Annotated in this window: 14 protein-coding genes; 11 read left to right on the top strand and 3 right to left on the bottom strand. The window is 63.6% G+C overall.

Annotated elements, in window-relative coordinates; all coding sequences use genetic code 11:
* The first annotated feature begins 132 nt into the window (after positions 1-132).
* From AC51GR_RS15985 to fadD5, 4 genes are all read left to right on the top strand, one after another.
* Positions 133-771 (top strand): MBL fold metallo-hydrolase, encoded by a 639-nt coding sequence (locus AC51GR_RS15985; RefSeq protein ID WP_496325883.1) that lies wholly within the window; start codon positions 133-135, stop codon positions 769-771.
* A 50-nt stretch (positions 772-821) separates the two neighbouring features.
* On the top strand, positions 822-1,151 hold the full coding sequence (locus AC51GR_RS15980) for an SRPBCC domain-containing protein (protein ID WP_496325612.1): 330 nt from the start codon (positions 822-824) through the stop codon (positions 1,149-1,151).
* A gap of 171 nt (positions 1,152-1,322) precedes the next feature.
* Entirely contained in the window at positions 1,323-1,763 is a 441-nt protein-coding gene (locus tag AC51GR_RS15975; protein ID WP_496325611.1) for a VOC family protein, read from the top strand.
* A 183-nt stretch (positions 1,764-1,946) separates the two neighbouring features.
* Positions 1,947-3,551 carry a fatty-acid--CoA ligase FadD5 gene (fadD5, locus tag AC51GR_RS15970; RefSeq protein WP_496325610.1) on the top strand — a complete coding sequence of 535 codons (1,605 nt, stop codon included), beginning with the start codon at positions 1,947-1,949 and terminating at the stop codon, positions 3,549-3,551.
* Positions 3,552-3,568: 17 nt separating this feature from the next.
* Here the strand turns inward: fadD5 and AC51GR_RS15965 are convergent, their stop codons facing one another.
* Positions 3,569-4,168, bottom strand: coding sequence for a TetR/AcrR family transcriptional regulator (locus AC51GR_RS15965; RefSeq protein WP_496325609.1), 600 nt, complete (start codon positions 4,166-4,168; stop codon positions 3,569-3,571).
* A 49-nt stretch (positions 4,169-4,217) separates the two neighbouring features.
* Between AC51GR_RS15965 and AC51GR_RS15960 the strand changes: the two genes are divergently transcribed.
* From AC51GR_RS15960 to AC51GR_RS15950, 3 genes are read left to right on the top strand one after another with little or no spacing between them, the layout of a single operon-like run.
* Positions 4,218-5,333 carry an Rv3169 family protein gene (locus AC51GR_RS15960; RefSeq protein WP_496325608.1) on the top strand — a complete coding sequence of 372 codons (1,116 nt, stop codon included), beginning with the start codon at positions 4,218-4,220 and terminating at the stop codon, positions 5,331-5,333.
* A 10-nt stretch (positions 5,334-5,343) separates the two neighbouring features.
* Positions 5,344-6,348, top strand: a complete 1,005-nt coding sequence (locus AC51GR_RS15955) for a TIGR03617 family F420-dependent LLM class oxidoreductase (RefSeq protein WP_496325607.1) — start codon at positions 5,344-5,346, stop codon at positions 6,346-6,348.
* A complete protein-coding gene (locus AC51GR_RS15950; RefSeq protein WP_496325606.1) occupies positions 6,339-8,717 on the top strand; it encodes a PEP/pyruvate-binding domain-containing protein in 2,379 nt (792 codons plus the stop codon). The genes AC51GR_RS15955 and AC51GR_RS15950 overlap by 10 nt, the downstream gene beginning before the upstream one ends.
* 82 nt (positions 8,718-8,799) lie before the next feature.
* Here the strand turns inward: AC51GR_RS15950 and AC51GR_RS15945 are convergent, their stop codons facing one another.
* Positions 8,800-9,663: an alpha/beta fold hydrolase gene (locus tag AC51GR_RS15945; RefSeq protein ID WP_496325605.1), complete on the bottom strand. Its 864-nt coding sequence runs from the start codon at positions 9,661-9,663 to the stop codon at positions 8,800-8,802.
* 101 nt (positions 9,664-9,764) lie between these two features.
* Positions 9,765-10,055 carry a DUF1330 domain-containing protein gene (locus AC51GR_RS15940; RefSeq protein WP_496325604.1) on the bottom strand — a complete coding sequence of 97 codons (291 nt, stop codon included), beginning with the start codon at positions 10,053-10,055 and terminating at the stop codon, positions 9,765-9,767.
* Between the two features lie 84 nt (positions 10,056-10,139).
* Between AC51GR_RS15940 and AC51GR_RS15935 the strand changes: the two genes are divergently transcribed.
* From AC51GR_RS15935 to AC51GR_RS15920, 4 genes are all read left to right on the top strand, one after another.
* Positions 10,140-10,301: a hypothetical protein gene (locus AC51GR_RS15935; RefSeq protein WP_496325603.1), complete on the top strand. Its 162-nt coding sequence runs from the start codon at positions 10,140-10,142 to the stop codon at positions 10,299-10,301.
* A 140-nt stretch (positions 10,302-10,441) separates the two neighbouring features.
* The gene (locus AC51GR_RS15930) at positions 10,442-11,329 is read left to right on the top strand and encodes a DUF5996 family protein (protein WP_496325882.1); all 888 of its coding nucleotides are present in this window, start codon (positions 10,442-10,444) and stop codon (positions 11,327-11,329) included.
* A 158-nt stretch (positions 11,330-11,487) separates the two neighbouring features.
* Complete coding sequence (locus AC51GR_RS15925) at positions 11,488-12,141, top strand: phosphatase PAP2 family protein (protein WP_496325602.1); 654 nt, start codon at positions 11,488-11,490, stop codon at positions 12,139-12,141.
* A gap of 463 nt (positions 12,142-12,604) precedes the next feature.
* Positions 12,605-13,063 carry a cupin domain-containing protein gene (locus AC51GR_RS15920; RefSeq protein WP_496325601.1) on the top strand — a complete coding sequence of 153 codons (459 nt, stop codon included), beginning with the start codon at positions 12,605-12,607 and terminating at the stop codon, positions 13,061-13,063.
* The last annotated feature ends 195 nt before the right edge of the window (positions 13,064-13,258 follow it).

Raw genomic sequence — 13,258 nt, 5'->3', positions numbered from 1 at the left:
GGGGGTTCACTCTCTCACCAATCTCTGATCGCTCGTGCCTTCTCGAGACAGTCGCAACCCCTTGACTTCAACTGCGCATGAAGTTGCAGCATGGGGCGTGGATCAAACGCGACGTCCATGAGGAGGATCGTGGTGCGACAAGTCCTACCTGGCGTGTGGGAGACACGGAAAGACAACCCGTTCCCAGGTTTGACCACGCATGCCTATCTGTGGGCCGGGAACCGCAACGCGTTGTTTTACTCGGTTGCCAGCGACGCAGATTTTGACGAGTTGGACCGTCGCGGCGGTTTCGTCGATCACTACCTGTCCCATGTGGATGAGGCCGGGCCGATGCTGGGTCGCATTGCCGAGCGATTCGGGCCGAGGCTACGCGCTCCGGTGGCAGAGGCAGACGCCATCGGTAAGTACGCCCACATCGATATTCCCCTGGCGGACCGCCACATCGACGATAACGGGGTAGAGGTCATCCCCACGCCGGGGCACACCGTGGGTAGCACGAGTTACCTGGTGCCGGGCGCCGACGGCAGCCGGTACCTGTTCACCGGTGACGTGCTCTTCGTGAACGCGGTGGGCGACTGGACCGGCGGCTACCTCGCAGCCTTCAGCGATGCCCGCGCGCTGGCCGACAGTCTGCAGCTGCTGGCATCGCTGGAACCGGATGTGGTGATCTCGAGTGCATTTGGCGGCGAGTCGGCCGTGCACCGGGTGGAGCGGAGGGAATGGCCCGAGCACGTCGAACAAGCGCTCGCAGGGTTGTCTGCGGTGACGTAGCCAGAACGGGGTTCTTACGCCATTCCTACGCGGCACCGTCCAATCGCTGCGTGGGTGCTTCCGACGCTCATGGAAAGACATCGGCTGATTCGGACGTCACGGAAGTTCAGATCTCGCGGATCATCCCGGGAGAGCAAATTGTGCAGAAGATCGACTTCGAGTCCGACGACCCGGCGTTCCAGGAGACGATGCAGATGGAGTGGAATCTGCGCCGCGCGGACGAGGGCACGGACGTCGAGGTGGTGGCACGGAACGTCCCCGCCGGGATTCGGGCCCGTGACCATGCCGAAGGGATCACCTCGTCATCGACGAACCTTTCCACCTACCTTGAGCCGCAGAGCCCCATGGGTGTGGTTCCACGGGGTGCGGTCCCATTTTGAAGTCACAACGCGACAAAGCGCCTGTCCTCGTCCGGAGTCGGCACCGGCAATATCTGTCCGCGAGATATTCGGTGTGAGACGTTGTGTATGGATGGTGCCGCTGTGTCGAAATTCCAGCTCCGACTCCGTCTCCCCATTGCAGAAGTAGACAACCACCGGAGGATTGATCCCATGGCGCACGTACTACGTTTCGACCACATCGGCGTCACTGTCTCAGACCTGGCCTCAGCCACGGCGTTCTTCGTCAAACTAGGTCTCGAGGTCGAGGGCACGGCGACCGTCGAGGGGGAGTTCGTGGAGACCGTTTGCGGTATCCCGGGCGCACACTGCGAGATCGCAATGCTGCGGCCACCCGATGGCGGGTCGCGGATCGAGCTTGCGGAGTTTGTGAGTCCCGACCCCGCACCCGGTTTGCCCACGGCGATGGCCAACGAGCTCGGCCTACGCAACGTGTCATTCGAGGTCGGTGCCCTCGAGGCGGTCGTCGATGAGCTGGCCAGGGACGGATACGGGCTCGTCGGTGGCATCGGCGAGTACAAGAACAGCGTGCGCATGGCATACGTGCGGGGCCCGGACGGGATCATCGTGTCCCTGTGCGAACAGATTGGCTGACGCGAAGATTGCGTAGGCCGACGGGAGTTTGCCACATACCGAGACACAGAGCCACCGAACGCAATTCACGGTCCGATTGAGATTTCTCGATGCATAATCGTCTCAGCCTCTAGAGTGTGACGCGGAGCACAGTGGTGGGCGGGAGGGCCGCACACCGCGCCCGACGACACCAGGGGAGTCGCCATGACAGACGCCGCAGCCTCGACCAGCGAGCTTCTCGGTGAACCGATGCGTTCCGGTCGCAATACCTGGAACAACCAGGTACGACGGCATGCGCTGATGACACCAGATCAGATTGCTGTGAAGTATCTCGACACCGCAACCACCTGGCATGAGCTCGACGACCGGTCGCGCCGATTTGCCGCGGCGCTGCAACGTCGCGGCCTCCAATTCGGTGATCGCATCCTGATCGCACTCCTCAATCGCACCGAATACGTCGAGGCCGTGCTCGGAGCGAATCTGCTTGGGGCGATCCCGGTTCCGGTCAACATTCGCATGAGTCCGGCCGAGGTCGGTTACCTGGTCCAGGACAGTGGCGCCACGATAGTTCTCACCGAAAGGCTGCTCGCGCCGGTGGCAGACGCGGTGCGAGCGTCCACCGGCGCCATCGACACCATCATCGTCGTCGACGCCGGCGACAGCGGCGATCACCTCGACTACGAAACGCTCCTCGCGCAAGATCCTGCGGATTTGGCAGAGGTCGACATCCCCGAAGACACCGTCGCCCTCATCATGTACACCTCGGGGACCACTGGAAAACCCAAGGGCGCCATGTTGACCCACGCCAACCTGCAATCGCAGGCGATGACCACGATCAATGCGACCGATGGTCAACCGGGCGACATCGGCTCCGTGGTTCCGCCGATCTTCCATATCGCCGGTATCGCGGCTTTCGCCCCGGTCTTCTATCGCGGCATCCAGGCGGTCATTCATCCGCTCGGCGCGTTTGATCCCGACGCCATGCTCGACACCTTGGAGCGTGAAGGCACGACGTCGGTCTTCATGGTGCCGGCCCAGTGGCAGGCGGTGTGCGCGGCGCAACGAGCCAAACCTCGCCACCTCAAACTGCGGACGATCAGTTGGGGAGCGGCCCCCGCCCCCGATACCGTGCTCCGCGCCATGAACGAGTTGTTCCCGGATGCACTCAACATGACTGCGTTCGGGCAGACCGAGATGTCGCCGGTCACCTGCCTTCTCCAAGGTCAAGACGCCATCCGGAAGATCGGGTCGATCGGCAAAGTGGTGCCGGCGGTGACTGCGCGCATCGTCGACCCTCTGATGGAGGACGTCAAACCGGGGGAGGTGGGGGAAATCGTCTATCGTGGCCCTAATTTGATGCAAGGCTACTGGCGAAATCCGGAGGCGACCGCAGAAGCGTTCCGGGGTGGGTGGTTCCACTCGGGAGATCTGGTCCGGCAAGACGACGAGGGTTTTCTCTATGTCGTCGACCGCGCCAAAGACATGATCATCTCCGGTGGCGAGAACATCTACTGCGCCGAGGTCGAGAACGTGCTCTACAGTCATCCCGCCATCGCCGAGGCTGCGATCATCGGTCGGGCAGACCCGAAGTGGGGTGAGGTGCCGGTCGCAGTTGTGGTCGTGATCGACGGTGCTGACTCGCTCACCCTCGACGATCTCGGACCTCATCTCGACGAGAACTTGGCACGCTTCAAACACCCCAAAGATCTGATAGTGGTCGATGAACTACCACGCAATCCCGGTGGCAAGGTCGTCAAACCCAAACTCCGCGCAGCGTACGGCAGTAAGGATGCGGGATTGATTCACTGATACGGCGAGCAGTGCTGTCACGAGGAGGGCCAGCGGCCAGTGATCATCTCGGTCATCTCGTTCACCCAGGTGTCGTCGAGGGCGGCGTCCTGGCGAATGAGGATGCGGAAAATCGCGGTCCCCGCGACCACCTCGACGAGCATGGGCAATTGGTCATCGTCGCGGCGTTCCTGACCGAAGCGAGACTCGAAAGCGGCAAGATTCCCAGACAATCGGGCGATCATCATGTTGTGCAATTCCGGGTCGGCAACAGTGTCGGCGATCAGACCCGGCAATGCCGATCGCACCTCAGGCCGGTCGAAGATGACGCGGATCGTCTCGACCAGAACCCTGATTTCATTGCGGATATCTCCCGAATGGTCCGGTGTGGGAATCGTTTCGGCAGAAAGCACTGCCTCGTGGACAAGTTGCGCCTTGCCCGACCATCGCCGGTAGATGGCAGCCGTGGTGGTCCCGGCGCGAACGGCGATCGCCGACAATGACAACGCGGAATAGCCCGTCTCGAGAATCAATTCGCGGGTCGCGGCAATGATCGAGGCATCAATCCTGCTGTCGCGCGGCCGTCCCGGCGCCGACTGCGCAGACCTCTTGCCATCCTTTGGGCTTTCTGCTGTCATGACCTCATCATAATTCCAATACGGTCTGCATCGTATTTGAGGAGTGCTTGTGAACTTGAGCCCGCTCGATGAGTATCCGATTCATCAGGCGCCTGTGCCGTTGACGTGGCCGACCACGTCTGATCGAAACTTCTACGATCGGTCGTACTTCAACGTGCTCGATCGGGACGGCCGCTTCATGGCGCTCACCGGAATCGGCTACTACCCGCGCCTCGGCGTGAAAGACGCCTACTTCGTCGTCCGCCGCGGGGACATGCAGACCGCGCTACACCTCAGCGATGCCATCGACGACGACCGCCTTCACCAGAACGTCAACGGCTACTGTCTCGAAGTCATCGAGCCACTGCGGGAGTTGCACCTGACACTGGCTCAGACCGAGGGCATTTCCGCAGACCTCACCTGGCGTGGGCTGTTCCCTGCTGCTCTGGAGAAGCCGCACGAGATGCTCACCGAGCGGCGAGTGACGTTGCAGGCGTGCCGCTTCGCCCAGGTCGGATCCTGGGACGGGTGGATCGATGTCGACGGCGAACGGCTCGAAGTCAGTCATGAGACCAGCGTGGCGAGCCGCGACCGATCGTGGGGGATCAGACCTGTCGGTGAGGCCGAGTCGGCCGGTCGGCCAGACGCTTCGTTTCGCGGAATGTGGTGGCTCTACCTACCCCTGGCCTTCGACGACTACCAACTGTTCTTGATCCTGCAAGAGGATTCCGATGGCCACCGCAGCCTCTACGACTGCACTCGCCGCTGGCGAGACGGCCGCGTCGAACAACTCGACGGAGTGCGTGCCACCATCGACTACAAGACCGGAACCAGGATTCCCCGGGGTGTCCATGTCGAGTTCATGAACCGGGCAGGGGACCGCATACAACTAGATGTCGAATCGAAACTGTTCGCTCCCATTGCTTTCGGGTCGGGCTACGGAGGCGACTCCTCGTGGGCACACGGCAGCTGGAAGGGCGGTCCCTTCGCCGAACGCGTCAGCTTTGACCTCACGGACCCGGAGGTGATGGCCCGAGCGCCCTTCAGCCTCATCGACCACGTCGGCAAAGCTGTGTGCACTGAGGCCGACGGGACGATCCGCGAGGGTGCGGGCCTGTTCGAGCACGGCGTGATCGGCCCGCACCACCCGTCGGGCTTCTCCGACTGGACAGACGTAGCGGACTAGGCGCCATTCAATGAAAATCGTGACAGCGCTGTTCGGGCCCACTGATGCGGTCGAACGCGCACAAGTGCTCAAGGAGGCCGGTGCGTCCGGCGTATTCACCTTCGAAGGACCGTTCGACGTGTTCACGCCTCTGGTGCTGGCATCGTCGGTCAAGGGTCTCGATGTGATGTCGAACGTCGCGATTGCGTTCCCCCGCAATCCGATTCAACTTGCCCACCAGGCCAACGATCTGCAACTGCTCAGCGAGGGGCGCTTCATCCTGGGTCTGGGGACACAGGTGAGGGCGCAGATCGAGAAGCGCTACGGCACGCAGTTCGATCATCCGGTCGCGCGGATGAAGGAAATGGTGGGGGCGTTGCGCGCGATCTTCACGACGTGGAATGAGGGTGAGCCGCTGGACTTCCGCGGTGAGTACTACCGCCACACCTTGATGACACCGACCTTCGTGCCCGGACCGAACCCGTTCGGTCCGCCGCCGATCTATCTCGGAGCGCTCGGGCCTCGGCTGACCAAGGCCACCGCAGAAGTGGCCGACGGTCTGTTGGTGATGCCTTTCGGGTCGAAGCGGTTCCTTCACGAGACGACGCTGCCGGCCGTTCGCGACGGACTGGCTGCAGCCGGCCGCAACGAGGACGACTTCGAGGTGGTGACTGAGATCATCGTGTCGGTGGGCACCGGACGAGACGACGACCATGCCTCGACTCGGATGCTGCTGGCGTTCTACGGTTCCACCCCGGCATACCGGCCGGTGCTGGACGCCCACGGCTGGGGCGATCTGCAACCCGAACTCAACGCGATGTCCAAGCAGGGCCGCTGGCAGGAGATGGCCTCATTGATCGACGACGACATGCTGCACACCATCGCCGCGTGCGGTACCCCGGCCGAGGTGGCCGCGCACATCAGTGATCGCGTCGACGGTGTGTCGGACCGGATCTGCCTGTATCAGCCGGGTCCCATCGAGGTCGAGGCGCTCGCCGAAATCGTCGACGCATTGGGAGGATCCTCATGCCCCTGACGGCGGTCGTATTCGACCAGGTCACCGACGACCGTTACGGCGGCAAAGCGGCCGGACTCGCGCAGTTGCGCCGCCTCGGACTTTCGGTACCCGTGGGATTCGTCCTTGCTGATGCTGCCGAGCGGGTCACCGTCGATGATGTGGGGGAATGGTTCTCCCGCATGGCCGCAGTCGGCGCGATCCCGGTGGCCGTCAGGTCCTCGGCAGTCGGGGAAGACGGCGACGACCAGTCATTCGCCGGGCAATACGACACCGTGCTGGGCGTGGACTCCGTCGATGACTTCGCCGCGGCCGTGCAGAGGTGCGCTGCCTCAGTGCATTCGCGGCGAGCCTCGGCCTACAGCGGGCAACCCACGGCCACAATGCATCTGGTGGTGCAGCACATGGTGGATGCGCGCGCCGCCGGCGTTGTGTTCACCGCGGATCCGGCAACCGGCCGGCGCGATCTCACAGTGATCGACGCCATCGCCGGGCTCGGCGATGCGCTGGTCGACGGTACGGTGTCCTCAGATCACATCGTCCTGGATTCTCACGGCAACCCCGCCGTTCGCGAGGTCGGTGAGGTGCCGGTCTTGTCGCCGGACGAGGTCGCGGATATCAGGTCCGACGCCCTGCGCGCTGCGCAGCATTGGGGCAGACCAATGGATCTGGAGTGGGCGATCGACCAATCCGGCAAACTGTGGTGGCTGCAGGCCCGACCGATCACCACCTTGCCCGGTGATCTGGCCGAGATGGATACGCCTCTCGCGGGCGCAGACCACGTCTACACGCGTTGCAACATCGGCGAGATGATGCCGGGAGCATTCTGCCCGCTGACCGCATCGGTCTCCGGCTTTGCCATCGACTACGCGATGCAGATGACACAGGTGGTCGCGCGGGCACAGCAGAGCTACGAGAAGCCGTGGCTACAAGTCGGCTACTTCCAGGGCCATATGTTCTTGAACCTGACCGAGGGGACAGGTCTGAGCTCTGGACTCCTGGGCAATTCGCTGGAGCAGTTCTCCACCTCGATCTGCGGTCGGGTGGTCGACGAACTGAAGCCAAAACCACCAAAACCATTTGTTAGCAAGCTGATCAACACGGTTCGGCTCACCACGTACGCGTTGTCCGCCGGCCCCGCGATCAGGCGTCTGGAAGGCCAGATCACCGAGTTCCAGATCCCGACCAGCGACGACCCACGACTCGTGTTGCGCCAGTTGGACTCTGGTGTGCAGCAGTACTGCGAGATCACGCTGACACATGTTCGGTCATCATCGCGCGCGGCGGTTGCGGCCAACATTCTCGAAAGTGTCCTGATGAGACGAGCCGTCAAAAACGGACGTAGTGAGGACGAGGGTCGTGCCGAAGCAACCCGGCTCATGGCCGGTGCCACCGATGTCGAGAGCGCGCTCATGCTCGAGGAGCTCGACACGGTGGTACGCGCGATCGCTGCTGATGATGCGGCGGCCGAACAGTTCTTGGCGGGGGAGCCGGACGCCGCGGTCAACGAGCTGCGGGCCACGCGTAGCGCCGGCGGTACGGCGTTGAAGGAGTTCTTGACGCGTCACGGTCATCGTGGATACCGCGAGCTGTGCATGCGTGACCCCTCCTGGGCGGAGGATCCGGAAGGGCTGGGCGCGATGATGCAGGTGATGGTGCGCTCGGCGCTCGATCCGACTGGTCGGGGGCCGGCAAGCGCCCGCGTTGAAGTGCCCAGCTCTTCCACCATCAGGTTTCTTGCCCGGTTGGCGCAGGGCGGCGCACGTGGGCGCGAGGAGACGAAATCAAAGATGGCGCTGATGGCGCACGCGCTCAAGCTGGGCTATCGCCACCTCGGTGAGGTGCTGGTCAAAATCGGTCGACTGCCTGACTCAGATCTGGTGTTCTTCTTCGACCGTGCGGAATTGAACCACGTCGTGGGTTCGGAAGACGTCACCGGTCTCGTGCAGAGCGCGGTGAAGCGTCGAGAAGCGCTGGCGTTCCAGAACTCCCTCGAGTTCGAGGACGTGTCTGTCGGCCGACCGACCCCGCTCATCGCCCGGCCTGCGCCAGGTGTCACCGGCGATGAGATCATCGGCCGACCCGCAAGTCGTGGAATCGTGGAAGGCGTTGTGCGCGTCGCGAAATCGATCGTCGATGCGCGTGAGCTGCAGCGGGGAGAAATCTTGGTGACGCCGGTCACCGATGTAGGGTGGACGCCGTACTTCACCGTCATCGCTGCGCTCGTCACCGATATTGGCAGCTCGGTTTCCCACGGCGCTGTGGTGGCGCGCGAATACGGTTTGCCCTGTGTCGTCAACACCTTGGTGGCCACCCAGGCGCTCAAGACCGGTGATCGAGTGCGCGTCGATGGAGATCGAGGCATGGTCACCCGTCTCGACCAGTCCTGACTCCTACGCTGAGCGAGGACTGCCTGGAGAACGCCAATAGAACAGGACATGCGGCGTCACGAATGTTGTTGCATCGGGGCGGTCATAGGGTGAGCATGGCGGCGGCGACCTGGTCTGCCGCTGCGTGCGGCAGGGCGGTACCCATGTCGTCGAGGACGAGCAGTCGCGCCGTGGGGATCTCGGCGGCGAGCACCTCGCCGTTGCCGACCGGGAAGAACGGGTCGGCACGACCGTGCACCACGAGCGTGGACACGTCGAGCTCACCGAGCCGCTCCCGCCATCGTGGGGAGCAGTCGATCCGGGAGAACACCATCCCGAGTTGGTTCGCCTGGTGCACCGCGGGATTACTCGACGGCGTCCGGTCCCAGATTCGGGCCGACTTCGCCCGCGCCTCCTCCGGATCGTCACCCATCAGCTCGGCACTCTCGGCGGCGAACGCTGCGACAGCGTCCCGGTCGGTCCAGTCCGGCTGCGGGCGGGAGAACAGTGCACCCATGACCGCAGGGTCGTGGTCCGGCAGGTCCTCGTCGACCGGGCCCGGCGCCACCGGCCGGGTGCCGACGAGGGTCAGTGCGGAGAACACGTCCGGGCGGTCCAGTGCGGCGACTTGAGCAACCATCCCACCGACGCCGACCCCACCGAGATGGGCCGTTCCTGTGCCGAGCACCCCGGCCAGCGCGGCCGCGTCGGCAGCGAGGTCCCGCAGGTCGTACGCCGGATTCTCCGGGTCGAGGGTTGTCGATGCGCCGGAGTCACGAAGGTCGTAGCGGACGACGTGCCGCCCGCCCGACGCGAGCCGCTCGCACAGCGCGTCGGGCCAGGACAACATCGTTGTGCCGCCGACCAGCAGGACCATCGGATCGTGGTCGCGGCCAAACGCTTCGATGCCGAGGTCAACATCGTTCGCCCGTACCGAGGTCACGCCAGATCGAATCGGTCTCGTCATGGCTGAACTCTTTCTGTCTGTATACGCAGAGATTGACCACGGATTCACCCGGAAGTCATCGTCGGTGATGTCCCGACCCTGGTCGCGGATCGAGGCGAACTCTAGGGTGCGGCGGGCACGATCCGGATGTCGCGCTCGGCGCCATCGCCGAGCACGGCAAGAGCGCGCTGATACTGCTCGGACTCATAGGCTGCAACAGCCGCGGCGACGCTGGGGAATTCGATAATCGTCGTGCGTTCAACGATGCCGTGTTCGAATGCAGCGGCGGGCATTCCGCGAGCGAGGAACGTGCCTCCTCCCGCCAACATTGCCGGGCCCGCGAGCGCTGCGTAGCGTTCGAGGGCCTCGGCGTCGGAGACAGAGCGGAATGTGTTTACCCAGTACGCGGTCATCTCACGATCCTTCGCCGCCGTCTCCGCGGGTGCAAGTACGCGTCCGGGCGGGTTGAACACGGCCGTTTCGGGTACAGGGCTTTCATGACTGACAAGAAGCCTGACCCACACACCGAAGACGCCGGCACCGGACCGGAGGGCGCGAACTCCGACGTGCAGTCCGATCCAGCCGAAGGCGAGACGTCCGGCGACTGGTCCGGAGAAGGCGGCGCAACCCAGGACGGTCCCGCCACAGACACCGACTGACCGAGAGCACGCAAACCACGCTGGGTCCTGGTCAACGAATTGTGTGGTCATGACGGCGTCGCCGAGCCACCAAGCGCTGTCTCTGTGGACATTTGATCTTTAGTGCCCGCCGTCGTGTGGACGTGGGGGACCATGGGCTCATGGAAGCGCAACACAACGCCTGGCCTGCACTGCCGTTGGATTCGTGGATCGACACCAGGGACACGCTTCAGCTATGGACTCAGATCGTCGGCAAGACGCGCATGGCTCTTGGGCCGGAGATCAACCACTGGTGGGGAGTTCCGCTGTACGTGGACGCACGGGGACTCACCACCTCCCTGATGGTCGCCGGAAACCGCGGCCTTGAGATTCGCTTCGACTTTTTGGCGCACGATCTACTTTTCCTCGTCACCGACGGCAGCACTCGTCACATGAAGCTTGAACCGCGGACCGTCGCCGACTTCTACGCCGAGTACACCGGCCACCTAACCGATCTCGGATTCGATATCGCGATGGTCGGAACCCCGGTCGAACTGCCCATTGCGACTCCGTTTGCCGAAGACACCGCCCATTCCTCGTACGACGCGGACGCCGTAAGTCGGTTCTGGCGGTCGCTCGTCTCTGCGCATGGAGTCTTTTCGAAGTTCCGTGGTGAGTTTCGAGGAAAATCCTCACCTGTTCATTTCTTTTGGGGTGCATTCGATTTGGCCGTCACGCGCTTCTCGGGACGGTCTGCACCCCGGCATCCCGGTGGTGTTCCGAACTGCCCCGACTGGGTCATGCATGAGGCTTACAGCGACGAGGTTTCGAGCGCAGGTTATTGGCCCGGTGGCGCCGAGGAAGGCGTCTTCTACGCGTATGCGTATCCTCAGCCCGACGGGTACGACACTCATCCGGCGGTCGAAGCCCCCGCTCATTGGGACACTGCGCTGGGGGAGTATGTGCTGCCGTACCACCTCGTACGGCAAGCATCCGATCCGGTCGCCATGCTTCTGAAGTTCCTCGAACAGACCCATCGCGCAGCGGTGGAGACGGCGGGCTGGGGCTAGCCCGTACGCGTTCAGGCGCTCAGCGCTCCTGCGGCGAAGTCAGCCGAGCCTAGTGACCCAATGCCGCAAGGAGCTCTAGCATGTACGACTTGGGTCGTAGACGAGTGGGGCCTCCGGGCGGATGTGCACGCATTCACCAGCTCATAGCGTTGCCAGACATGACTTCAGAACCTTCTCTGTCGACTTCACTGATACGGCGGCTGTTGATGGCGGCCGCCGCGCTCGCTTTGTTTGCTCTCGCTGCTGTTGCGGTGCGTGAGGGTCTGTACCTCGCCATCGCCGTACCATCGGCGGACTCGAGCGCGCTTGGGGAATTGGCCGGCGCTGTTGGGTCTCGGGGATTGCTGCTCCTCGTGGCCCTTGCCGTCACGGTGGCGGTGTGGTCCTGGCTGCGGGATCGGGCCGCGTTCTGGCGGCTCGCCGCTGCAGGAATCGGAGTAGTGGGAGCCTACCTGCTTAGCGAAGTGATCAAGCTGATGGGGACCGAGGAGCGACCGTGCCGCGCCCTGGTCGTCGACACGGTCTTGGCATGCCCCGAAGCCGGCGACTGGTCCTGGCCATCCAACCATTCGGTCATCGCGGCCGCGTTCGCGACCGCCTGCATTATCGCGCTGCCGCCCACGGGCTGGTTCGCCGCCCCGGTGGCTATGCTCATCGCGTTCGCTCGGGTGGCTGCCGGCGTTCACTACGTCCACGATGTCGCCAGCGGACTCGCCTTGGGAACCGCGGTCGTGGCTCTGGCCACGGTCGCCCTCCAACCAGCCGTACGTCGGCTGCCTGCAGCGTTGGCGACGAGGTGTCCGCCTGAATGACAACCGATCTGCGAGTATCGCGTAAGTTTTGGCGGTGCCGGCCGCCTAGGAGTCCTCTGGCAACATCCCGACAGCCGCTCGGCGCAGTTGGTGTTCACATAGCGTCCTAACCCGCCGGAACACCATCCGCGCCGGTGCCGGCCGAATTCCTGTGACCGGTGAGCATGTCCCGCAGCCCAACATTTACGCCAACACTCCCGCCGCTGACACGGTTACGTCAACCCGTTAACGATCACTCGGGGTGACGCAATTATCGTGCACGCCTGCGTAGCAACTAACGACAGAATTGTGTGGCAGTCGCTGTGGAGCGGCACGAATCCTTAACGGTGTCGAGCGGCATCCACGCTGCAATGTGACGATTCTGCAACTATCGGGCCGTTCCTCGGAGGGCTCGCGGCGATCGGTCGACGATTTTGGTGGGTAGTTCGATCCGTTCGAATCGTCCGGCAGATTGGGGTGAATCATGCGGAGCCGACGTTTCGCCCGCGTGGCGATGTGCACTGTGGCCTGCGCGCTGGCCGGATCGGCGCTCGTGGCGCCAGCTCAGGCCACACCGCCACAAGGCGGGATAGTTCGCCAGGAAGTCGTGCGGTTCGATATCCCGTGGGGGATCACGCCTGGCTACGACGGTCCGAGCACGGTGATCGTGCAGCAACTCGTCATCCCTCCGGGTGCGAGTACCGGCTGGCACACACATCCGGGCCCGGAGTACTCCATCACCTCGGGCGGCAACTTGGTGCTGCGGACCTCCCGGAATTGCCAGGGCATCCCCTTTGCACTGGGTGGATTCATGACCCTTCCTTCGGACCTCGTCCACGAGGTGGTGAATATGTCCCCGGCGTTCGCGTGGGCGACCGTTACCTACACCGTTCGGCCCGGGGCTCCGGACCTGCTGGATGCGGCGAATCCTTGCGCCGGGTGACCTCGCTGTAACCCGTGCGCGCCGTTGAGATATCGCGCTGCGCAGTGGTCCCCACCTCAGAGAGGGTGTATCCGAATGCCTCGGTGAGGAACTGAAGGAAGCGCCGTCGCCCGTCTGCCAGCGTGCGCAGGTAGGCGTGGCCGCCGCGCCAGGCGTCTTTGGGCAGGTTCGTTTCGTGCTCGGCGCAGGTGAATT

The organism is Williamsia sp. z71, assembly GCF_059553375.1.
This window is presented reverse-complemented; position numbering and strand designations above follow the sequence as displayed.